Source organism: Thermococcus sp. MAR1 (assembly GCF_012027305.1).
Lineage (GTDB): Archaea > Methanobacteriota_B > Thermococci > Thermococcales > Thermococcaceae > Thermococcus.
On sequence record NZ_SNUF01000001.1, the window covers coordinates 961,140 to 982,915 of the forward strand.

A 21,776-nucleotide genomic window follows, 5' to 3' on the forward strand; every position below is an offset into this window, starting at 1 on the left:
CTCACCTCCTCATTCCAGTAAGACTGTCCTGAGTCCCTCCTTCAGGGCAATCTCACCGAGCCTCTTATCAGCGGTGTAAAACTCATGAGCGGACTCGTATTTGGCCGAGACTATCTGAAGTGCATCGGCCTGATAAATATGGTGTCGCCCTATAATTTCCCATGAATCCGCCAGAAGCATAGAGTGGACGGGAACTATCTCCAGGACTCCGATGGTTGACATCCTCTTGACGTCTGTCAGGAAGGCCCTCCTTACGAAGTCGTGGGTCTTCTCGTCGAGTTCTCCCCGTCTTCTCTTCCTATCAAAGACTCCCAAAGCCTCCCCGACGTTCCAGAGACTCGTTATGAGTTTGATTTCCCCGCTGTAGGCCTTTTTGTAGAGTTCTTGGATAACCTCGCTTCCGCTCTCCTCTATGTAGCGTTTAATGAGTGCGCTACTGTCCAAGTAGACTCTTCTCGCGTTCATCCCTCATCTCCCTCACTAGTTCGGATGCCGGCTTTCCCTTGGCCTTGACGGGCTCGAACCATATCGGAATGTCTGAATCGTCTACATTTATCAGCTCCCTGACTATGTAGTTCCTCATTGCTTCTTCCAGTAGCTTGCTGACCTCGCTTCCCTCCCTGATTGCCAGTTCCTTGAACTCCTTCCACAGCTCCTCGTCCACGTAGATGCTCGTCTTGACCCTACCCATCGAACCACCTGTAATGAATTACCGACATAGGTATATAAACCCATCGAAACCGTTAATTAGACCGCCCTCCAACCCTCCAGAGGTGGAGAACATGAGGGAGATAACGCCTCGGAAAATAATCGAGATGAAGGGAAAGGAAAAGATAGCCATGATAACCGCTTACGATTATCCCTCAGCGCTCATAGCAGACAAAGCGGGGATGGACATAATCTTTATCGGAGATTCCCTGGGAATGGTTGTTTACGGCGAGGAAAACACGCTCAACGTCACGATGGAGCAGATGGTCTTCCACACCAGGGCGGTCTCGAAGGCCGTCAAAAGGGCACTCGTTTTGGCCGATATGCCATTTGGAAGCTATGAGATCAATATCGACGAAGGCGTTAGAAACGCCGTAAGACTCATTCAGGCCGGGGCGGATGCTGTGAAGATAGAAGGGGGCTACGACCACAGGAAGCTCGTTAAAAAGCTCGTCCGCATGGGCATACCGGTTATGGGGCACACCGGGCTTACCCCGCAGCGCTACCTCCGCCTCGGAGGTTACCGGCTGATGGGAGAGACCGAGGAAGAGATAGAGGAAATCCTCCGCGATGCTAAGGCACTTGAGAAGGCCGGTGCCTTTGCTGTGGTCCTGGAGTTCACGCTCGCCGACGTTGCGAAGCTTGTAACCGAAGAAGTCTCAATTCCCACCATAGGCATAGGCTCCGGCCCCTGGGTCGATGGGCAGGTTCTCGTCTGGCACGACCTCCTGGGAATCTACGAAGAGACCCCACCCTTTGTCAAGAAGTACGCCGACATCGGCGGGATGATGCGCCTGGCGATTGAGAGCTACCGGGAGGAGGTTAAAGGCGGCGTGTTTCCGGGCAGGGAGCACTACTGGGAGTTCCTCGATAAGGAGGACTTCAAGAAAAAGGCCGCGCATGCCCTGAAGAAACTGAGAGAGGAGGATTGAATGCTGGATGGAAAACGGGTAAGCGTTGTGATTCCAGCGTACAACGAAGAAAAGCGCCTTCCCAACGTTCTGGATAGGATACCTGACTTTATCGACGAGGTAATAGTAGTTGACGACGGCTCCGGCGATGCGACTTACGAGGTGGCACGGGCGTTCTTCGAGAAGGACCCCAGGGTAAAGGCGATCCGACTCGAGAGGAACTGCGGCAAGGGCTGCGCAATGAGAAGGGGCATTGAAGAAGCCTCTGGGGACGTGATAGTTTTCATCGATGCCGACGGACAGCACAAACCCGAGGAGATAAGGAACCTCGTGGAGCCTATAGTCCGTGGTGAGGCCGATCTTGTGATAGGGGCTAGGAAAGTTGAAGAAGCCGGAAAGAGACCCCTTCACAGAAGGCTCAGCAACATAATAACGACTCGCCTCATACGCCTCAAGCTACGGCAGTACGTCTACGACACCCAGAGCGGCTTCAGGGCGTTCAGCCGGAAGTTCCTCCCGGAGATAGAGAGCGACCGCTACGAGGTCGAAACCGAGATGCTGATTAAAGCTGCAAAGATGGGAGCACGAATACAGGAAGTGCCGGTGAGTATGATATACGATCCCTCCCGGGAGGGACGTTTCGGCCCGAGAGACGTTTTTCGATTCCTTAGAGCACTTTTCAAGTCCTGATCTCACTTTCCACCCTAACCGCGCCCAGTGTTCCCAGGGTAATGAGGAGGAAACCGAGGGCATGATAGACTGTAAAGCTTTCACCGAGCAAGACGCCCAGTCCGATTGCAACTGCCGGCGCTGGCGTTATGATGGCGGTGGCCTTGGAGAGGTTGATGAGCTTTATCGAGCGGTACCAGACCAGCTGACCGACGGCTATCACCAGGCCCTCCGCAATAACAAAGCGAGAGAACTCTAGGCCGGTGGCAATGGCAAATGGAAAGAGCAGTAGAAATCCGAAGGTATTCCTTAGAGCCGCTATCGTGGGTGGACTGTATGGCAGTCTTTTGGCTATTACGTGGCCCAATTGCCAGAAGAAAGGAACTAGGAGAAGAAGGAAATCGCCGAGGTGGAGCTCCATCGAGCGTCCCTGGAGTATGACAACGATCAATCCAACCAGTACGGCGGTGGAGTAGCCAATCAACCTCCGCGTTATTCTCTCGCCGAGGAAAAGCCACGAGAGGAAGAACGAGAAGAGCACCTCGCTCCGCGTTATCAGGGCAGCGTTTATTGCCGTGCTCATTCGCACTCCAAATGAGTACGCTAGGTAGGCGAGGGCCGTGCCGAAAAGACCCATGAAAAAGGCTCCCTTTAGATTCCTCGGATTCTCCCTGATTTCTTCCAGTCCTCCTGAAACGATGAGTTTGACCCACAGAAGGAGAGACGCCACGAGTGCCGAAAAGGCGGCAAAGCTTATGGGATTAGACGGGTTAGACTTTATCACAACCGGCTCAAGGCCATAAATAAACATCCCGACGATTGCGAAGAGCGCGCCGAGGGTTTCCCGTCTCATACTTCTTTCTCAGCACCTCATCTTAAAAAATCCTCGGAAAATCGTGGAGACTTCTACAAACTCCTGCGGCCAAGGAAAGCCCAAGTAAAGCCCCTCCATATCTTGGATTTTGTCCAAGATGGTGGGCAAGCTCCAGATTGTGGGGACACACGTAACAAAAAAGAATAAAACTAAAACTTAAAGTCACAAGGTTTAAATACAGCGATAACAAGATTATAATGGGGGAATCGGGGTGGCGGCGATAACTACAGGGTCCCTCACGATGAAGAGGATAGAGGCGTTCGGATTCACGATTCTAATCGTCGGAGCTATACTCCTAGCCGCCACCCTGTGGGGAGTCTCGTACAAGTTCCAGGAGAACATCGTGATACCTGCTGGGGGGTACTACGCATACAAGCTGGACGGCTACGAATGGAGCGTGATACAGTTCTCCGTGAAGTCCAACGAACCGGTGACTATATGTATCACGGACGAAGTGGGCTTCAGAATCCTGAAATCCGGCGATGGTGCATTGTGTCTGTTCAAGGTCGACGGTGCCACCAAGGTTGACAAAATCTGGCGGTTCCCCAAGAACGGTCCGATGTACCTGATAATAATCCCCGACTCAAAAGGCGGCCCCGTTTCAATCTCCCTCCGTGTGAAGGGTGGGCTGATTCTGTGGTGAGCTTCAATTGAAGGGGTAGTCCAAAAGGACTTTTCCGAAGTAAGGGCTTTGAGAAAGGGACGAAGATTGTGGAGCCGGGAGCGGGATTTGAACCCGCGACCTGCGGATTACGAGTCCGCCGCCCTGCCGAGCTAGGCTACCCCGGCACCCGATGTTAAGGTTCACGGGAAGTTTATAAGTTTTTCTCAGGGGCCTGGAAGGAGACCGTTTATGACCTCCAGCCATCTATCGGGGTTTGCGGCGACTATAAGGACAAGAACCGCAAGAAGAAAGTTTGCCAGGGTTACTTTTCTGAGGGATGCGATCTCCAAGCTGTAAAGGGTTTCAGGAATGCTGGTCTTTCGTCCGTCAGTGGCTCCGGATATAACGGCTCCCAAAGCTATGCCAGTTAAAACATCGTAGACCCAGTGGTGGCCCAGGAAGACCGTGGCAAAGGGTATGAGGGTGTTCACCAGTATAAGAAGCTTGCCGCCGAGCTCTTTTCTGTATCTCCAGAGGGTCACGATGTTTATCGTTATGATGGTGTTGTGAAGGGAGGGAAGGACGAACTCCTGCCTCGTCAAGAGCGTGTTCGACGAGTTGTATCCATGTAGATTGTAGACTATGTGAGGGGCGTAAATGTGGAAGACGAGATATATAGCCCCCGCCACGGCGTAGGCCATTAGATAGCGGATGAACAGCTCGTCCGAGGCCTTCAAATCCCTTTTGTAAATGAGGAGATACGCTACTATCAGGGCTATCGAGCCTGAAAAGCCCAGGTAATAAACAACCGTGAAAAGCGAATACAGGGGCGGAATGCTCTTTGTAAATTCCACGAGCCCAACTACAAATTCCCTTGAGGTTAGGGGAAGCTCCAGAAACTCGTTCGTGACGTCAACGCTCCAGCGGCCGATAACCCCGTACAGCACTCCGAAAGCTATCCATCCAAAGTAGCTGAGAAAGAATGCATTAAGCCGTACGAGCACCTCCGGGTCCTGAAGGCGACGCTGGAGCAGGTTCATAACTTTTACCCCCGAGTAGTCAAACCTTTAATTCCCAGCTCTTAAACACACTATCGCCTTCGACTCCAACCCTTAAAAACCTTACACCCGAATAAGGAGTGGTGAGAACATGCGAATACCAAACTACGGGGAAATAATGGCTCAGAACATCATTTTCGACCTCAATGGAACCCTTGGAGAAAGCGGAAAAGTTGATGGGGAGGTAAAGCATCTCCTCGAACGGCTCGCGGATAAATACACGGTCGTCGTTCTGAGCGCGGACACCTTCGGGACGCTCGAAGAGGAGTTTAAAGGCCTCCCCCTGAGGATCGAGAGGGTTTCGGGCGGTGCTGAGAAAGCAGAAATCGCAAGGGGCTACGGACCCTATATAGCAGTTGGAAACGGCAACAACGACGTGGCCATGCTCGAAGGTGCAGAGCTTGCCTTCTGCGTAATAGGGCCTGAGGGGGCGAGCATAGATGCCCTCCTGGCGAGCGACGTTGTCGTTAGGGACGTTAAGGACGCCATAGGCATGCTCCTCGACGAGAAAAAGCTCATAGCTACGCTCAGAGGGTGAGCTATGGACTACAGAACGCTGAAGGGTATCGGAACAGCGGAGCTGGTGATCAAGAAGTCCGTCTTCATAGGCTATGCCTCGCCAGCGAAGACGGAAGAAGAGGCCAAAGCCTTCATCTCAAAAATCAAGGCCCACCACAGTGACGCAACGCACAACGTCTCCGCATACCTCATCAACGACGGAAAGAACTTTGCGGTTCGCTACGATGACGACGGCGAGCCCAAAGGCTCTGCCGGGAAACCGGTTCTCAAGGTAATCCAGAATAAAGGTCTTAGTAACGTTGTGGTCGTCGTTACCCGCTACTTCGGCGGCATAAAGCTCGGCTACGGCGGTTTAGTCAAAGCCTACAGCGATACTACAAGTTTGGCCATTGAGAACGCGGGTATAGTCGAGGTTTACGAGACGGAGCGCTTCCAGGTTGCATTACCCTACAGCCTCTTTCACACCGTCAGAGAGACCGTTGAGAATTCCGGCGGGAGGGTCGTTGGGGAGGAGTACGGCGAGCTGGTAACCTTCACCGTCGAGACGAGAAAGGGCGAGGCGGAAAAGCTGATGGAGCTTTTGACGGAGAGGACGAGGGGGAGGGTAAGGCTGAGGAGGCTCTTCATGAGTTCGTTTGAGGGCAACCTTTAAATTTACACGGTATGTAATTTACATGGGGTGTAAATTACATGGGGTGTAAAAACTTCTTCCGAACCAGACCGGTGATGGAGGAGGAATGTCTCTGGGGAGAGGGCCACAGAAAGACCGTTGAGAGCCTTCTCAGGGCAGTTCTCCGGGGCAATGCTGCGGTTCTTCTCGGTCCGAGAAGGGTTGGAAAAACGAGTGTGGTCAGTGTGATGGCGGAAAAGGTGCGGAGAAAAAGGGGACACCACTACGTCTATTTCAACTTCTCCCGATTCCTCGGGTCGAAGGCGATTTCAATATCAGATATAGAACCCAAGAGAACATCGCTGAAGATGATAACGACGAGCAAGAGCTATACACTATCTTTCAGGGGCCTCAGCGTGGAGGTGAGAAAAACGAGCATCGAGGAGTTCAGCAGGGACTTTTCAAGGCTGGTCAGGGTATTGTCTGAGAACGCCAGGCTGGGTGTTTTGATATTCGACGAAGCCCAGGTCTTAGCGAGACTGAAGAACCTCGACTTTAGAGGGCTTTTGCAGGAGATAACGGACAGCTATCCGAACATCTCCCTCGTTTTCACGGGTTCAATGCCGGGCATGCTGGTTGAATATCTGAATCCAAGCGCCGAAAGGCCCAACTTCATGCGCTCGGCGGAAATCTTCACCCTTCCAAGGTGGAGCACCAGTGAGGGGAAGGGCTACCTCATGGAGGGGTTCAGAAGTTACGGGATAAGTCGGGTGAACGAGCTGGAGCTCTCAAGAGCCGTTGAAGAGCTGGGGGGAGTTCCGGGATTCGTCTCCCATTATGGCATCACGGTCGTCAACTTCGTGAGGGATGGAAAAAGCCCGGAAGAAGCGCTTCCAATGGCCCTTATGGAAAGCAGGAGGTATGCTCTTGAGGAATGGCGGAAGGATATAGAGGCTTTTCTGAACGTCTACAACAGTACGGTTTACATGGGGGTCCTCAGAGTCCTGGCCGAAGCTTATCCTAGCGCCCTCAGGGGGGCCGAAATCTACAGGAGGCTTCAATCCATAGGTCTTGCTCCTACCAGGGTACAGCACGTTTACAAATACCTCGAAACGCTGGAAAGGGCGGGCTTCGTTCGTTCATCGGAAAAAAGGTACTGGGTTGAGGATCCACTCCTCCGGGAGGCAGTTAAAAGATTCAGCACCCCTTGAAGCCCTCTCCTCTATTTTCCAGAACCTTTTCCCACACCCTTATCGCTGTCCACTTATCAAGGAACTCATTGAAGGTGCCGCACTTCGGTGAGAGCGTGCACACCGGACAGCCATCTTTACATGGGCAGGAACGGAGGTGCTCTAAACTCTTCTCCATCAATTTTTCGGCGTTCCCGTAGATTATCGGAGCTAAACCACTCCCCCCTTCGTTGCCGTCGTAGATAAACACGACCGGCCTTCCGACGTGGGGCAAACCCGGAAAGCTCGCGTAGCTGTAGCCACCGAGCTCCCTTGAGTCCACGTAGGTGAAGATGGGGGCGATTTTTATCATGTTGTGCTCTATCGCATGCAAAGCGGAGCCGATTCCGTCCTTGCTGTCGACCATCTTCTTTATCGCAAAGGCCAGCTCCTCGTCGCTGATTCCGAGCCTCTGGAGGGCGTCACCTATGGTCTTCTTTATGACGTGACTCGTTGTCCCGAGGTAGAGCGGAAAGAGCTTCCTCCGGTCGAGGTCGCTGTAGAGGGTGAAAGCGAGGTCTTCAGAGCCTTTCTCGACGGCAACATCGAGGAACTCCCTGAACTCCTCGGAAGCAGCTTCCCTTATCGAGTCCGGAAAGACGAGCCATATTCCCTCCGTCTCGAACTCCCTGACGTATGGCTCCTCGAACTCGACCTTCGCGAACTTCTCCCAGTTGAGGATTGAGAAGTCCCCTTCATCAACCCTCTCGCCGGTCATCGGGGAATATATTTCGGCCCGAAGGATTCCGCTTTCCTTCAGCTTGAGAAGTTCTTCCACGTAGTTCCCTGTGTCAGTGCCATTGACGGAGAATCCGGTGTAAACGTGCCTGACACTCAGCCGGCCGAGATGAATCTCCACTCCCCTGTAGGTTTTCTTCTCTTCCATTTCCAGTATCTCGACCTCCTCCCTCTTGGCCGCGAAGGTCTCAACCCGCCAGAAGCGGTTAAGTTGCCTTGCGAAGACGAAGTGAAACTTTCCGAACGCGAGTCTGTCCATGGCCATGTAGAGTTCTCCACGCGAGAAGTATGCCATTCCCGGGAGGAGAGAGCGGTGATACTCGTTGGAATCGACCTCCTCAACGATGTAGCCCTTGAGCTTGAGCCAGTTGATGAAGTTGAGGAGCTCCCTGAGCGAGGACTTCTCCATCAGCCTGCCCCTTATCCAGGGCTCGTCCCTAACGAGGAAAAAGGTCTCGTCGCTCGCCGTTCTCAGGGAAGAGTAGCCGAAGGCAGGCTTTCTCAGGCGGACTTCAAGTTTGCCCGTGAGCGGATTTCTCTTCAGGTCCGCCTTCCGTTCGATGACGAGCTTCTCCACGACTTTCCTCTCGAACTCGTCAAGCTCGTCCCAGTCGACTATTCCCAGCTCGGTGAGGAGGTAGTGGAGGTGTTTCTCGGCTATGCGCTCGTTCTCCAGGTTGACCGGCATGTATTCGATTATACCCCGCTCCACTCTCTCAACGAGCTCGTCAAAGTGCTCCCGGTAGTAGTAGTCGAGACCGTTCTTCCTGAGGACTATGGCGTTCAAAGCTTCCCTATCGGCACTCCTCCCGGCCCGGCCGAAGCGCTGGATGAGGGAGAAGAGCCCGTCGGGTGGGATTCCGTAGTTCACCGCCGCATCGAGGTCGCCGATGTCTATGCCGAGTTCAAGGGCGTTCGTCGTCAGGAGAACGAGCAGCTTGCCCTCCTTGAAGTCCCGTTCTATCTCCCAGCGGACGTTCTTGGGCAGGGTTCCCTTGTAGGTGGTCACCTTCGAGAAAGCCGTTGAACCGAGGAGGAATCGGAGGAGCTTTTCGGTTCCCCTTCTGCTGTCGAAGAACACAAGCGTCTTGACCTTCTCCCCGGTGAGGCGCTCGACCACCGCCCGGAGGAGCTGCCTCTCGTCGAGGTTTTTGGGTTCGAAGAGGACGAGATATCTCCTCGGAAAGGGGTTGGTGGCACCGCTTATCGCCTCAAATTCCTTCCTGAAGAGCTTCTCCGCAAAATCCTTTGGGTTCCTCAGCGTTGCCGAGAGCGCTATGATCTGGGGCCTTGCTCCAAGCTTCCTTAGCCTGAAGCCAAGGCGGCGGAAGAGGTACGCGAAGTTGCTCCCGAAGACGCCGCGGTAAACGTGGAGCTCGTCCACGACGAGATAGCGGAGGCTTCTGAGGAGCCACTCGTAGTCCCTCCATCTCCTCAAAATGTTGTAGTGGAGCATGTCTGGCGTTGTGAAAATAACCCTTGGTCTCTCGCGGATTAAGGTTTTCCTCTCCTCCCACGGGACGTCGCCCGTCAGAACCCTCGCGCTAACGAGCTTTCCGGTGAGGCGGTAGAAGATGAGGTTCTGGAGGGAGAACTTTTCGAGCTGGTTGTTTATGAGGGCCCTCGTGGGGTATATGAGCAGATAAGTTGCGCGGGGGTTGGAGATGTAGGAATCAAAAATGGCCAGCCGGAATATCTCGCTCTTGCCGCTGGCCGTTGGTGTTGTAACGACGATGTTCTTTCCAGCGTAGAGGCTCTTGAGGGCCTCGACCTGGTGGCGGTAGAGGGAAAAGCCGAGCTCTTCAAGGAGTTGATTTACCTCCGGGTTGTCGAAGCGGAATTCCCCGAATTCGCCTTCCTTTGGGGGAAAAACATGGACCTTGGCAATCTCTGACTTGAGGTGCTTGAGCGTCTCAAAGAGCGACATGGTGATGGGTAGGGAAAGAGAGTTAAAAAAGCATCGGACCTCAGTCGGTGCTCCCAGAGGACGTTCCCGCGGGTCCCGGCTTGTCCCGGGCTATGGCGGAGTATGCAATCTCAAAACCCTCCATGAGGACTTCCCTCGCCCTCTGAAGCTCCCCACCGGATATGAGTTCCTTCCCCAGCGATGCCCTCTCGATGACCTCCCTCCTCAGAGTTTCATCCGGAATGCCCCTTGAAAGCGTCACGAGCCTGTTCAGGGACATGGAGAGGGCTTTTTTCTCGTCGATTTCCATGGGTATGCAGTCGGGACAGGGAGTGGAGTTTCCGTTGTCCTTATCAACGAGCGTCGGACCGTAGAGGTACACCGACCTGCAGCAGGTGCTCGCAGAGGCCATCTTGCTCGTTAGCCCCGACTTCTCGTGAATCGCGTTGACGAGGTCGTGGTGGGGGAGGGCCATTATTATCGGCTCGTCCTCCTCTTCGAGGATGTAGAGTATCGCTCCCTCGTCCCATCCGTCCACGAGGTACACGTCCCCCTTCGGCTTGTAGCCGCTGTCAATAATCCAGTTCAGGAGCATCTCGGAGGTTTCTGCCCTGTCCTTTCCAGCGATCCTCGTGACCTTGATTCCCTTAGCCTCAAGAACCTCGGAGTAGTTCGCTGGCACAGCGAGGGGGCCGCCTACTACAACCACCTCGCCTGGCCGGGCTGAGAGAACCTTTCCAAGGAGGTTCTCATCGAACCGTCCCCATGGTGTAGTTACTATGGTTCCGCCTGCTGCCAAAGAGAGAACCTTGGCCCCAGCGTAATCGGCAGGGTTGTCGCTTACCAGGATCACCATTCCCTCGGCCTGAACTTCGGGGATCAAAAAAGCGCCGCCAAGAATCAGAAAAGCGGCGAGAATTGAAAGAAGCTTTGTCACCTTCATGCGGGTTCTCCTCCCACTGTGTAAGGCGTCATCGTATAAAAGACCTTCCAATGAGAGGTTTTTCATACTCCAGCGAGGGTTCAAAGCCTCGCAACCTTTTAAAAGCCCCCCTCAAAGGCTAACCCGGTGGTGAGGATGAGGATAGCGGTCATCGATTACGACAAGTGTAATCCAGACAAGTGCGGCAACTTCCTGTGCGAGCGCGTTTGTCCAGTCAATCGAATGGGCGGAGAGGCGATAATCATAGACGAGGAGAACTACCGCCCGGTGATCCAAGAGGCGAGCTGTACCGGCTGCGGAATCTGCGTGCATAAGTGCCCCTTCAACTCGATAACCATAGTGAACCTCCCGAAGGAGCTTGAGGAGGGTTGCGTCCACCGCTATGGGGTAAACGCTTTCGTCCTCTATCGTCTCCCAGTGGTCAAGGACGGTATGGTCGTTGGCATACTCGGACCGAACGGAACCGGTAAGACCACCGCGGTTAAGGTCCTGTCGGGTCAAATCGTTCCAAACCTCTGTGGCGACAACGAGGATTGGGACGCTGTCATAAGGACATTCCGCGGCAACGAGCTCCAGAACTACTTTGAAAGACTCAAGAACGGCGAGATAAGGCCTGTAGTGAAACCGCAGTATGTGGATTTAATACCAAAAGCGGTTAAGGGCAAAGTCAGGGATTTACTCAAGCGGGCCGACGAAAACGGAAGGTTCGATGAGGTTGTTGAGGAGCTTGAACTCGAGAACATTCTCGACAGGGAGATAAAGCAGCTATCCGGCGGTGAGCTTCAGAGGGTTGCCATTGCGGCCGCGATGCTTAGAAACGCTCACTTCTACTTCTTCGACGAGCCCTCGAGCTACCTGGACATAAGGCAGCGCCTCAGGGTGGCTAGGATCATCCGCAAGCTTGCCGACTCTGGAAAGGCCGTCCTCACAGTCGAGCACGATTTAGCTATACTCGACTACATGAGCGACATAATCCACGTGGTCTACGGCAAGCCCGGAGCGTACGGTATATTCTCCCAGCCGAAGTCAACTCGCAACGGCATAAACGAGTTCCTGCGCGGCTATCTTCGCGACGAGAACGTTAGGTTCAGACCGTATGAGGTCAGCTTTACCAAGAAGAGCGAGAGAAAGAGCCAGGAGGGCGAGATACTGGTCGAGTATCCGAGGCTGGTGAAGGACTACGGAGCCTTCAGGCTCGAAGCTGAACCCGGAACGCTCTACGTCGGCGAGGTGGTTGGCATAGTGGGACCCAACGGAATAGGCAAGACCACCTTCGTCAAGATGCTCGCCGGTGTTGAGAAACCAACCGAGGGAGAAGTTGACTGGACGCTCACAGTAAGCTACAAGCCTCAGTACATCAAGGTGGACTACGAGGGAACGGTCTTCGAGCTATTGAGCAAGATAAACTCAGGAAAGCTGATGAACAGCTTCTACAAGAGTGAGCTTCTCAACCCGCTTGGCATTCCAGAGCTTTACGACAAGAAGGTGAACGAGCTGAGCGGTGGAGAACTCCAGAGGGTTGCAATAACCGCCTGCCTGATAAGAGATGCCGACCTGTACCTTCTCGACGAGCCCTCTGCACATCTCGACGTCGAGCAGAGATTGGCCGTCTCAAAGGCTATACGTTCTCTCATGGCCAAGAACGAGAAAACAGCTTTGATAGTCGAACACGACGTCATGATGGTCGACTACCTCAGTGACAGGCTCATAGTCTTCGAAGGAACTCCCGGAAAGAGCGGAAAAGCTTTGCCACCCATGGGGATGAGGGAAGGCATGAACCGCTTCCTTGCGTCAGTTGGGATAACCTTCAGGCGCGATCCGGAGACTGGGAGGCCCAGGGCAAACAAGGAAGGCTCCGTAAAGGACAGGGAGCAGAAGGAGAGGGGCGAGTACTACTACGTCTCCGCATGAGTCTCGGACTTTTTCCTTTTCCCCATAACTGGAGGCATGGAGTGGGAATGTTCTGGAAGGTTTTAAGGTTATACGCCGGGCTATTGGGGCATCGTACAGGAGTCAGGCCCCCATTTTTTGTCCTCTCCTTTAAAACAGGGAATTAAACACAAATAAACGGTAGATAACGTTGTTTAACGATAAAACTCAAGAAAAGAGAGAAGGGACTGCTTCAATAAACGAACGTGAATCTACACGGACGATTTCGTGAAAAAAGCTTAAATATGTCTTATTTCATAGAAAACATCGAGGTGAAGCGGCATGATATGGAAAAAAGGTGTTGCATTGCTCTTTGGTTTGATGCTTGTAACAACCACGCTGTCCTTCGGGGGGGTTGCCGCGGCAGATAGGCCGGTGACCGTGATTCTGGTAAGCGACAACGAAGCGGACTGCGCCCTAGCCGAATACCTAGCGAACGTTACAGGGGCCATCGTGGTAACCACAGAGTGGGGTACCTACGATCCGAACGTTACGGCGGAGATCATGAGCTACGCCCCGGACGATGTGATAATAATAGGAGGTCCTGATGCGGTTGTAGAGCAGTACGTCAATGATCTCCTGGATCTCAACATCACCGTAGAACGCTGGTGGGGCCAGAACAGGTACGAGACCAACATAGCCGTCATCGGTAACGCGACCCTCAAGCTCAGGATAAAATTTGAAAACAGTGTGATAGTTGTTCCGGGCAACGACACAGGAGCGATAAAGGAGGCGCTCAGGAGAGCCATTAAGGTCCACGGAATCATAATATTCGCCAACGATACCACCGACCCTATGAGAATAATGGCAAAGTTCCAGATAATGCCCAGGAACATTACGGTAATCCACAGCCGCGTGATGATGAGAGTTGCCGAGAGGATCAGGGAGAGAATGAAGACCCACGCCAACATCACGGAGATTAAGGTAAATGTCACCCCAGAGATGGCACTCGAGGCCATTAACGCGAGCGAGGAGAGACTAGAGACCGCCAAGGAGATGCTCGACAATGTGACCCTTGATCCCCGGGAAGAGATGCTCGTAACCAGGATGCTGGCCCTCGCGGAGAGGGAGCTGGAGAACGCCAAGGACGCCTACGATATGGGCAAGTACGGAAGGGCCTACGGTCAGGCGATAGCGGCCAAAGCCCACGCAGAGTTCGTGATACGGGTGGCCTCCGATGAGTGGGAAACCAAAGTGCGCTTTGAGCCAACCATGAGGGCAGAGATATTCGTTCACCGCGTTGAGGTTCAACTCAATGCCATGGAGAGGGCGGGGATCAACGTTACGGAGCTAAAGGCGCTTGTGGAACAGTTGAAGACGGCTATTAAGAACAGGGACTACGATGCCATCGACTCTCTGATGGAGCGGATAACACGCAAGTTACTTGAGCTGTACATCCACGGAAGGGGCAAATTCAGAGAGCGTATAGTGCTCCCGGTACACAGCGGGCACGCAAGGCCATGAAGCCGCTTTTGGATTTCTTTTTATACTCACTTTGCCATCTTCCACTTGTGCTGTCCTTTTACAGTTCCCTCGCTTCCTGGGGCTCGCTCTAAGCCTTCCTGAGGTGCTGGTTCGAAAGCTTTTTATTCCTCTCCATCAACTTATGTAAGAGCCTGCTGCCCTATGGAAGCTCAAGAGTGATGTGAGATGGTCGAGAGCATACAGGAGATAACAGTGATTGCAGAGGCCCTGAGTTCCCCCGTGAGGGTGAAGATACTCAAAATGCTCTGCGAGAAGGAGTGGTACGTCTACGAGCTGGCCAAGGCCCTTGGCATTTCCCGCCAGCTGCTTTACCTCCATCTCAAAAAGCTCGAAAAGGCCAACCTAGTCGAGAGCGAGCTCCGTCTGGAGCCCAACGACCCCAGGGCAAAGAAGTACTACCGGGCAAAGCCGTTTAAGTTCGTCGTTGATAATGAGACCATAAAGAACCTTAAGGAGGTGTGATGATGCCCTACGCATCGACCCCGAGCGGGTGGATAAGCATAATCCTCGGGCTCATACTTGTAGTGATAGTGGTCTTCGCATTCTACCAGATGAACAAGACCCTAGGGGAGCTCAAACTTGAGCTCGCCCAGCTGAGGAACACACTGGAGGAGACCAAGAGACACACCGAAGAAGTCAAGAAGAAGCTTGAGGAAGTCTGAAATGCTGCCTCCAGGTAAAATTCCCCCGGAGAAGCTCAGGGAGCTGGTCTTTAATTACCTTGGGGCTAGGGGAGAGAGGGTTATAATCGGGGCCGACCTTGGCATAGACGCCGCTGCAATCGATTTTGGTTCTTCCGTTCTCGTGGCATCAACGGACCCGATAACTGGGGCCGAAAAGGGGATAGGTTTCTATGCGGTTCACGTCAACGCCAACGACGTTGCAACCTTTGGAGCGAAACCAAAGTGGTTTCTTGTGAGCATACTCCTCCCAGAGAGCGCCGATGAGAGGCTCCTCGCCGAGATAATGCGCGAGCTCCACGAGAGCGCATCAAAGCTCGGGGTTGCCATAGTTGGCGGCCACACTGAGGTGACCCCCGGGTTGGAGAAGCCGATAGTGGTAGGAACGATGCTCGGTGAGGTTGAGCGGGAGAAGCTCGTAACCTCCAACGGGGCTAGACCGGGGGATGCGGTTATCGTCACCAAGTGGGCTGGCCTAGAGGGAACGTCGATAATAGCCAGCGAAAGAAAGGAGGAACTGGAGAGAGCCTTCGGAAGGGATTTCGTGGAAAAAGCCATGTCTTTCATCGAGATGATAAGCGTCGTGGATGATGCCCTCACTGCCAACGAGGTCGGCGTCCATGCCATGCACGACCCAACGGAGGGGGGCATAGCCAACGGTCTCCACGAGATGGCGGATGCCGCTGGAGTAGGCTTCCGCGTTTATCGGGAGAGAATTCCCATAAGGGAAGAGACGCTGAAGATATGTAGGTTCTACAACCTAAACCCCCTGGCGCTGATAAGCTCCGGGACGCTGATGATAGCGGCTCCGAAGAATAAGGTCAGAGACATTGCTGATGCCCTTAGGGCCAGGGGGATAAACGCCGCAGTTATAGGTGAGTTCGTGGAAGACCCGGGCGTGAAAGTAATCGTTGAGAATGGAAGTGAGATGCCCTTGAAGAGGCCCGAAAGCGACGAGCTCTGGAAGGTCGTCTAAAGCTCCACGGCTATTCTCAGCCTTTCCTCTTCCTCAAGCTTCCGGAGTATCTCAAGGGCAGTTTTGGGGTCCAGTTGAACCGTTCTGAGGTGTTCGTAGGCCTTTCTTATCTCATTCCTCTGGTGGCCCGGGGCCATCTTCTCCATGTACAGCAGGACTGCAAGGAGAACGCCCTTGATGCTCTTCTCCGGAAGGGGCAGGAGCTTCCAGCCACCCTCGTAGACGTAAGCCGCCTTGGGAGTTTCGTCTCCACGGAGCTCGGTAACGGGTAGCGTTGTGGAACCCTCGCGGGAAGTCAGATACTCGACGAGAGTTTTTTCGGAATAGCCCTCCTTCCTCAGCCCCTCGAAGCTCAGCTCAAGTGCCTTAAGCAGGGAGGCAAGCCTCTCGACGTCCCTTATCCTGGACTTGGAGAGGATGGAGAGCTTGAGGACGACCCTCTCAAGGGGCTCCTCCTCGATGTTAGCGGCTATTAAAACCCTGTCCCAGAGGCGGGAGCCTTCTTCAAATGCTTTAACAGCTATCCAGACTGTGCCGTTCGTAAGAATCCCATACCTCACGCCGGAGTTGAAGCAGTACCGCGCCAGCTGGCGCAGGGGTTCATCCTTCTTCAGGATGTTCACGCCCATGTTCTTTGCCTCGACGTAGGCGAAGACCTTTCTGTCCAGCATAAGGGCGTAATCAGCTCTTCCATCTTCGGTCCTGGCCTCTGGTCTAACCTCCTCCGGATTGTTCCAGTCCCAGCCGAGCGCCTGAAATATCTCGCCGATGAGATGCTGCTTTACCGCCTCTTCGTTCTTGAGGTAGAGGCTTCTGTGAGCGCGCACCTTCCTGAGAACGTTGACCACCGCTTCCCTGAGTTCATCCATGCCCATACCCCCAGCACGTAGGTTCTGCTACGGGCAACCTAAAAGCTTTTGGGGTTGGTCGAGTAGTATCACCCGGTGAAAGACATGTGTCGAATACTCTTCGCGACGGGGGATGGCAGGGACGTCGCCCCCCTTCTGGATGCGCTGGTCAAGGCGTCCGAAAACGATCCCTACAAGGAAAAGCGCGGAAGAGGAAAACAGCATCGCGACGGCTGGGGCTACGTGCTGCTCAAGGGTGGAAGCGTGAGACACTACAGGTCAATGAAACCCGTCTTTGAGGACACCGAGGCGGTGGAATCCCTCAGAGGTGAGCTTACTGGTTTCGTAACGCTTATGGTGCACGCCAGGGCGGCATCCCAGGGTGTCAGGAGCCTGTTCAACGTCCAACCCTTCGCGTTCTCCTCGAGGCACGGCTTCACCTTCTGGCTCATTCACAACGGTGACCTCGACAAGTCCAGAATCATAGAGCTGGCGGACCTGGACGAGAAGGAGCTGGAGAACGCCTCTGACACCTACGCCTTCGCAACCTACCTGTGCAGAAAGCTTCAGAACCCAAGTCTCAGCAACCTGCTCGTCCACTACAGAACCATCGAGGAGACCACAAAGTCCCTTTTCAACACGGCGACTCTCTTCCACCGCCCGGCCGGGGACTTTATGGCCTTCATCACTGCGAGGATGAGCGACGAATACATGAAAAACTCCCTGAACTACGACTACGGCAAGCTCCTGGTTCTGCAGAAGGAGAAACTCTTCGCGGTCGTCTCATCGACCTTGGAGCTCTACCACCCCGCGGAATACGAGGTGGCACCGAACGAAACCGCATTCTTCGTGCGTATTCGTGAGGATGCATTTGAGGTTGAGACTGTCCACCTGTGAAACGTTATATACGATGCCTCCCCATTTTTATTTTGGGTGGTGGGATGGACACGAACGCCCCGATTAAAGTTTACATGACGAGAAAGCTCATCGGCGTTGAGCCGGACGATACCATAAAGCGGGCCTGCGAGGTCATGGTGGAGTTCGACATAGGTTCTCTTGTCGTCGTTGAGAAAGGTAAGGTCGTCGGCTTCTTCACGAAGAGCGACATAATACGGCGCGTTGTCATTCCGGGACTTCCGAACACGACGCCCGTGAGGGAGATAATGAGCGGGGAGCTGATAAGTGTCGATTCCAACACTCCCCTCAGAGAGGTGCTCGACCTGATGGCGAAAAAGGGCATCAAGCACATGCTCATCAAGGAATCGGGGGAAATAGTCGGGATATTCAGCCTGAGCGACTTACTTACCGCGAGCCGGAGAAGGCTTGAGACAGCCATAGCGGCTGAGTGATGGCGATGATAAGAATAGCCCACATAAGTGACACCCACATAACGGGCGAGAGCGCCTACAAGGGGTACGCTTACGACCTCATAGTCAACGAAATAAACAGGGGAGACTTTGACTTCGTAATCCATACGGGTGACGTGACCAACCAGGGATTGCGCGAGGAGTATGAGAGGGCCTCCTACGAGCTCAGGAAAATCCAGAAGCCAGTCGTTGTTATTCCGGGCAACCACGATGTCAGGAACGTCGGCTATACACTCTTTGAAAGGTTCATCGGGCCGCTGAACGGAGTCTTTGAGTTCAAAGACGGCGTCGTGATATGGGTGGATTCCACTATCCCGGACTTAAGCGATGGCCGCGTTGGCGGCCACAAGTTCAGATGGCTGAAGAAAAAGCTTGAGGAGTACTCTGACAGGAAATTTAAGATAGTCGCCGCCCACCACCACCTAGTGCCGCTCCCGGACACTGGACGGGAAAGGAACGTGCTCTTCAACGCCGGAGACGTTCTCGACCTTCTCCTCAGGCACGAGGTCAACCTCTACACCTGCGGGCATAAGCACGTTCCCAACGTTTACAGAATAGAGGACATGGTGGTGGACAACGCAGGCTGCACTTCATGCAGAAAAACCCGCAAGGGCGATGTCAACAGCTACAACATCATAACCCTCCACGACGACGGAAGGATAGAGGTGAGAATAAAGCGAGTTACGGGGGAGCAGGTGATAAAAGAGCACCGACCGGTGAAGCCAAAGCTGTTCGTTCCGAAGGGCAAAAGACTCCTCAGAATAGTTCAGATGAGCGAGAGCAACGTCTCGGACAGGATATACTTCAGGAGAAAGGTGCTTGAAAACGCCATCAGGACGATAAACGAAAAGCTGAAGCCGGACATAGTGGTTCACTGCGGTGACGTCGTTGATATGGGCATAGAACGCTACTACGAGAGAGCCTACGAGTTCTACGAGAAAATAACCGCAGAGAAGCTGGTCGTCCCGGGCCACAACGACATAACCTACCTGGGCTACGACCTGTTCATGGAGTACTTCGGTGAGCCTGAGATAAAGGAGCTGGGGGGCTTCGCGTTCATCCCTGTCATAAGCGCCCAGTACGAGACACCCATAGGCGTTGTGGGGAGGATAGGTCAGAGAAAACTCGCCGTGCGCCTCGAAGAGTACAGGGAGAGCTTCACCGTCGTCGTTATGCACCATAACATAGTCCCGATACCCAGAAGCAGGGAGGTCGGCTTCCTGGAGGATGCGGGCGATGTTCTTCGCGTCATCACCAGGCGAGAAGCGAACCTTGTGCTTACCGGACACGGCGGCAACTCCTTCGGGATCAAAGTCGAGAAAACGCCCATCGTCAACGCAGGCTCCATAAGCTGGGAGCTCCACAGAAATCCGTACGGGAACACGTTCAACGTGATAGACGTCTACCGGGATATGGTGGTTGTCTTTGAGGTCCAGGCAACGTGGGGCTCCGGAAGACTCGTCGGAATATGGAAGATAAAGGCGCCCTTCAGGCTTTCATCTTTGTCCCCATCCTCTCCATGAGCCTTTCCATTATGTCTTCCATTATCGCATTGACCGTTTTCTCAAGCTCGACGTTGTTTATAACGGGAATCCCGTGTTCCTTTGCCCTCTCAACGATGAACTCCTGTATTTCAATTATTGCATCGAGGTGCTCTAGGTAGTAGTCGGCCGACCTCTTGCTGTATCGCGCCCTCTCGTAGAACCTTGCCTCAAGGTCCTTCCTGCCACTGACTGTTATCACGTACATGAAGCTGTTATCCTTGAGCTCTACATAGCCGGGGACGAGGTGAATGCCCTCGATTATCGCGTTGAATCCCTCCTTGTAGGCCCTGTCAAGAACGGCCGCGATGCCCACAGAGACATGCTCGACCTGGTTTTTGAAGCCCTTTATGAGGGGAGACTCTTCTCCCCTGTCCTGTGGCACCGCCTTCCAGGCCATGAACGACGAGGTATGTATGTCCGGAAGGAGCTCCGGCGCGATTATCTTCCTCATGACCTCCCTTATCGTGTCCGTGCCTATGACGCTCCTTATGCCGAGGCGAAAGGCCAGCTCGGTGGCTATCGTCGACTTGCCGACGCCCGTTGCACCCCCGAGGAGTATGGTTATGGGTATCTTGAGCCTCCGGAGCTGGCGCCAGAAGAGGTAGCGCTTCGCCGCCTCGCCCAGCCCGTGCTCGATGAGCTTTCTGTACGTCAGTTCTCTTATCTCCTCCGTGGTTACCAGCTTGCGCCTCTCCTCGTTGAGCTCCTTCTGAACCTCCGTCGCGATGATGTAGGCTATGCCAACCTCAACGCCGGCGAGAGTTATGGAGCGCGTTAGGATGCCCCTTGAAAATGGCAGACGTATCTTTCTCTCGGGGTCGGTGACGATTATCATCTTCCTCCCTCCAGAATCGAACGTCCCAGCCTTAGAACAGCCTCCCTCAGGTCTTTCCCGTCTATGTTAACCGGCTCGTTGTCAAGATAGATGACCTCTATCCCATTCTCCAGTGCCCATTTAGTGACGACGTCAACGGCCGCAGCTTTGAGCTCAACCGCAACCGCGTCTATCCCCCTAAAGGCCTGAAGGTTCTTCAGGAGTAACCGTCTCCTTGATAGGTTGGCCGAGGCGCAGACTATCTCCGCCCCCAGCTTTTCAAGCCATTCACCTGCCCTGGGGAGTGCATCTGGGGAGGTCATAACCAGACCGAGCCTTTTCCCCGAGACGTCCCCTAAGGGTCTTGAGCGTAGGGCCGTCAGATGAACATCTGCTTCAGGATTGATTGACTTTACATCCTCCTTCAGCGCCCTGAGACGTCCTTCACTCACGGAATCGGCCATGGTGACGACGACTATGTCGGCCAGGCTTACCCTGAAGGGACCGAAGTAGCCCCTGATGAAGTCCAATTTTTGTTTTGCGCTGGTTACCAGGATGTAGCCATCGGCGCGGTAGGCGGGAAAAGTTGCCCCGCTGCCCTCAAGGATTATGAGGTCATTGGGGAGACTCTCGGCCAGCCGTATTCCCTCATCTATCACGTCGAAGAACGAAAATCCCGCCATGCCTCCCCCGCAGCGGCGGCAGCCTATGGTTGTTACGCGCGAAGTTAGGGCGTCCTCGAAGTGATCCGATGCGGCGTGTTTTCCACTCTGGGCAAGTTGCAGTAAAAACTCGGGGGTTATCTCGAACTTGTCTCCCTCTATTAGCTCCGGCTTTTCGGGACCGCCGCGTCCCATAGTCACTATCACCGGCCTCGCTATCTCCTTGAGCGTCCTCGCTATGAAGCCGCTCACAGCTGTTTTTCCGACCCTCTTCCCCGTGCCGATAACGGCCAAACTGGGCTTTCGAGTGCTCTTGAGCCTGCGGGGGGCGAAGTAGAAATCGGCCCCCCTGTAAGGGACGCCGTAGAGCATGCAGAGCGAGGCTATCCTGAACCTGTCCTCATAATCGAGTACCGGCTCATCGCTTAAATCAACAACCTCGGTTATATCGTTCTCATCCAAGGCTCTCCTCAGGGAGGTCATATAATCGTGATCGTGGTACACCCTAAGGGCGAGCTTTCCTTCTATATCGCCAACATCCCCAATCTTCTCGCTACCGCCGAGAAAAACCGCACAGCAGACATCACCCAGCTTTCTCACCGCCCAAGCGGTGACATCGGGGTAATGCTCGCCGTCGATCAGGACGAGCCTTCCCTTTCCCATAACACCACCGTTAACATCTAGACCTAGGTGGATTTAACC

The 21,776-nt window shown here is 53.9% G+C and carries 23 protein-coding genes and 1 tRNA gene; 14 read left to right on the forward strand and 10 right to left on the reverse strand.

Going from position 1 to position 21,776, the window contains the following annotated elements; translation table 11 throughout:
* Nucleotides 1-9: 9 nt before the first annotated feature.
* Both E3E25_RS05480 and E3E25_RS05485 read right to left on the reverse strand, forming a co-directional pair.
* On the reverse strand, nucleotides 10-465 hold the full coding sequence (locus E3E25_RS05480; RefSeq protein WP_167892152.1) for a type II toxin-antitoxin system VapC family toxin: 456 nt from the start codon (nucleotides 463-465) through the stop codon (nucleotides 10-12).
* Nucleotides 434-691: a ribbon-helix-helix domain-containing protein gene (locus E3E25_RS05485; RefSeq protein ID WP_167892153.1), complete on the reverse strand. Its 258-nt coding sequence runs from the start codon at nucleotides 689-691 to the stop codon at nucleotides 434-436. Before E3E25_RS05485 ends, E3E25_RS05480 begins: the two co-directional genes overlap by 32 nt.
* Before the next feature lie 91 nt (nucleotides 692-782).
* Here E3E25_RS05485 and panB point away from each other — a divergent pair, with 91 nt between their 5' ends.
* Nucleotides 783-1,640, forward strand: a complete 858-nt coding sequence (panB, locus tag E3E25_RS05490; RefSeq protein ID WP_167892705.1) for a 3-methyl-2-oxobutanoate hydroxymethyltransferase — start codon at nucleotides 783-785, stop codon at nucleotides 1,638-1,640.
* Nucleotides 1,641-2,309 (forward strand): glycosyltransferase family 2 protein, encoded by a 669-nt coding sequence (locus E3E25_RS05495; RefSeq protein ID WP_167892154.1) that lies wholly within the window; start codon nucleotides 1,641-1,643, stop codon nucleotides 2,307-2,309.
* Here the strand turns inward: E3E25_RS05495 and E3E25_RS05500 are convergent.
* Nucleotides 2,299-3,141 carry a DMT family transporter gene (locus E3E25_RS05500; RefSeq protein ID WP_167892155.1) on the reverse strand — a complete coding sequence of 281 codons (843 nt, stop codon included), beginning with the start codon at nucleotides 3,139-3,141 and terminating at the stop codon, nucleotides 2,299-2,301. The genes E3E25_RS05495 and E3E25_RS05500 overlap by 11 nt on opposite strands.
* A 232-nt stretch (nucleotides 3,142-3,373) precedes the next feature.
* On the opposite strand from E3E25_RS05500, the gene E3E25_RS05505 reads away from it, so the two are divergent.
* A complete protein-coding gene (locus tag E3E25_RS05505; protein ID WP_370456651.1) occupies nucleotides 3,374-3,805 on the forward strand; it encodes a hypothetical protein in 432 nt (143 codons plus the stop codon).
* 69 nt (nucleotides 3,806-3,874) lie between these two features.
* On the opposite strand, the gene E3E25_RS05510 is transcribed toward E3E25_RS05505, so the two are convergent.
* Both E3E25_RS05510 and E3E25_RS05515 read right to left on the reverse strand, forming a co-directional pair.
* Nucleotides 3,875-3,951: transfer RNA gene (locus E3E25_RS05510), tRNA-Thr, on the reverse strand.
* 39 nt (nucleotides 3,952-3,990) lie between these two features.
* Nucleotides 3,991-4,806 (reverse strand): phosphatase PAP2 family protein, encoded by an 816-nt coding sequence (locus E3E25_RS05515; RefSeq protein ID WP_167892156.1) that lies wholly within the window; start codon nucleotides 4,804-4,806, stop codon nucleotides 3,991-3,993.
* A 109-nt stretch (nucleotides 4,807-4,915) separates the two neighbouring features.
* Between E3E25_RS05515 and E3E25_RS05520 the strand changes: the two genes are divergently transcribed.
* From E3E25_RS05520 to E3E25_RS05530, 3 genes are all read left to right on the forward strand, one after another.
* Nucleotides 4,916-5,362 (forward strand): HAD family hydrolase, encoded by a 447-nt coding sequence (locus tag E3E25_RS05520; protein WP_167892157.1) that lies wholly within the window; start codon nucleotides 4,916-4,918, stop codon nucleotides 5,360-5,362.
* A gap of 3 nt (nucleotides 5,363-5,365) precedes the next feature.
* Nucleotides 5,366-5,995: a YigZ family protein gene (locus tag E3E25_RS05525; protein ID WP_167892158.1), complete on the forward strand. Its 630-nt coding sequence runs from the start codon at nucleotides 5,366-5,368 to the stop codon at nucleotides 5,993-5,995.
* A 74-nt stretch (nucleotides 5,996-6,069) separates the two neighbouring features.
* Nucleotides 6,070-7,164 carry an ATP-binding protein gene (locus tag E3E25_RS05530; protein ID WP_240910744.1) on the forward strand — a complete coding sequence of 365 codons (1,095 nt, stop codon included), beginning with the start codon at nucleotides 6,070-6,072 and terminating at the stop codon, nucleotides 7,162-7,164.
* On the opposite strand, the gene E3E25_RS05535 is transcribed toward E3E25_RS05530, so the two are convergent.
* Nucleotides 7,151-9,847 carry a DEAD/DEAH box helicase gene (locus E3E25_RS05535; protein WP_167892160.1) on the reverse strand — a complete coding sequence of 899 codons (2,697 nt, stop codon included), beginning with the start codon at nucleotides 9,845-9,847 and terminating at the stop codon, nucleotides 7,151-7,153. The genes E3E25_RS05530 and E3E25_RS05535 overlap by 14 nt on opposite strands.
* A 40-nt stretch (nucleotides 9,848-9,887) precedes the next feature.
* Nucleotides 9,888-10,769 (reverse strand): cell wall-binding repeat-containing protein, encoded by an 882-nt coding sequence (locus E3E25_RS05540; protein ID WP_167892161.1) that lies wholly within the window; start codon nucleotides 10,767-10,769, stop codon nucleotides 9,888-9,890.
* Between the two features lie 135 nt (nucleotides 10,770-10,904).
* On the opposite strand from E3E25_RS05540, the gene E3E25_RS05545 reads away from it, so the two are divergent.
* The 5 genes from E3E25_RS05545 to E3E25_RS05565 all read left to right on the forward strand — a co-directional run bounded on the left by E3E25_RS05545 (nucleotide 10,905) and on the right by E3E25_RS05565 (nucleotide 15,839).
* Nucleotides 10,905-12,680, forward strand: coding sequence for a ribosome biogenesis/translation initiation ATPase RLI (locus E3E25_RS05545; RefSeq protein ID WP_167892707.1), 1,776 nt, complete (start codon nucleotides 10,905-10,907; stop codon nucleotides 12,678-12,680).
* A 300-nt stretch (nucleotides 12,681-12,980) separates the two neighbouring features.
* Nucleotides 12,981-14,162 (forward strand): cell wall-binding repeat-containing protein, encoded by a 1,182-nt coding sequence (locus E3E25_RS05550; protein WP_167892162.1) that lies wholly within the window; start codon nucleotides 12,981-12,983, stop codon nucleotides 14,160-14,162.
* A gap of 186 nt (nucleotides 14,163-14,348) precedes the next feature.
* Nucleotides 14,349-14,645, forward strand: a complete 297-nt coding sequence (locus E3E25_RS05555; RefSeq protein WP_167892163.1) for a winged helix-turn-helix domain-containing protein — start codon at nucleotides 14,349-14,351, stop codon at nucleotides 14,643-14,645.
* Nucleotides 14,646-14,647: 2 nt separating this feature from the next.
* Nucleotides 14,648-14,845, forward strand: coding sequence for a hypothetical protein (locus E3E25_RS05560; RefSeq protein WP_167892164.1), 198 nt, complete (start codon nucleotides 14,648-14,650; stop codon nucleotides 14,843-14,845).
* A 1-nt stretch (nucleotide 14,846) separates the two neighbouring features.
* The gene (locus tag E3E25_RS05565; RefSeq protein WP_167892165.1) at nucleotides 14,847-15,839 is read left to right on the forward strand and encodes an AIR synthase family protein; all 993 of its coding nucleotides are present in this window, start codon (nucleotides 14,847-14,849) and stop codon (nucleotides 15,837-15,839) included.
* Here the strand turns inward: E3E25_RS05565 and E3E25_RS05570 are convergent.
* Nucleotides 15,836-16,708, reverse strand: a complete 873-nt coding sequence (locus tag E3E25_RS05570) for a type I restriction enzyme HsdR N-terminal domain-containing protein (RefSeq protein ID WP_167892166.1) — start codon at nucleotides 16,706-16,708, stop codon at nucleotides 15,836-15,838. The genes E3E25_RS05565 and E3E25_RS05570 overlap by 4 nt on opposite strands.
* A gap of 84 nt (nucleotides 16,709-16,792) precedes the next feature.
* Here E3E25_RS05570 and E3E25_RS05575 point away from each other — a divergent pair, with 84 nt between their 5' ends.
* Genes E3E25_RS05575 through E3E25_RS05585 form a run of 3 tightly spaced genes read left to right on the forward strand, consistent with a single transcriptional unit; the run spans nucleotide 16,793 to nucleotide 19,577 of the window.
* The gene (locus tag E3E25_RS05575; protein ID WP_167892708.1) at nucleotides 16,793-17,584 is read left to right on the forward strand and encodes a class II glutamine amidotransferase; all 792 of its coding nucleotides are present in this window, start codon (nucleotides 16,793-16,795) and stop codon (nucleotides 17,582-17,584) included.
* Nucleotides 17,585-17,628: 44 nt separating this feature from the next.
* Nucleotides 17,629-18,036: a cyclic nucleotide-binding/CBS domain-containing protein gene (locus tag E3E25_RS05580; RefSeq protein WP_167892167.1), complete on the forward strand. Its 408-nt coding sequence runs from the start codon at nucleotides 17,629-17,631 to the stop codon at nucleotides 18,034-18,036.
* Nucleotides 18,037-18,041: 5 nt separating this feature from the next.
* Entirely contained in the window at nucleotides 18,042-19,577 is a 1,536-nt protein-coding gene (locus E3E25_RS05585; protein ID WP_206204662.1) for a metallophosphoesterase, read from the forward strand.
* On the opposite strand, the gene E3E25_RS05590 is transcribed toward E3E25_RS05585, so the two are convergent.
* Nucleotides 19,543-20,433, reverse strand: coding sequence for a 2-phosphoglycerate kinase (locus tag E3E25_RS05590; RefSeq protein WP_167892168.1), 891 nt, complete (start codon nucleotides 20,431-20,433; stop codon nucleotides 19,543-19,545). The genes E3E25_RS05585 and E3E25_RS05590 overlap by 35 nt on opposite strands.
* Nucleotides 20,430-21,737, reverse strand: coding sequence for a 2,3-diphosphoglycerate synthetase (locus E3E25_RS05595; protein WP_167892169.1), 1,308 nt, complete (start codon nucleotides 21,735-21,737; stop codon nucleotides 20,430-20,432). The genes E3E25_RS05590 and E3E25_RS05595 overlap by 4 nt, the downstream gene beginning before the upstream one ends.
* Nucleotides 21,738-21,776 lie beyond the last annotated feature (39 nt).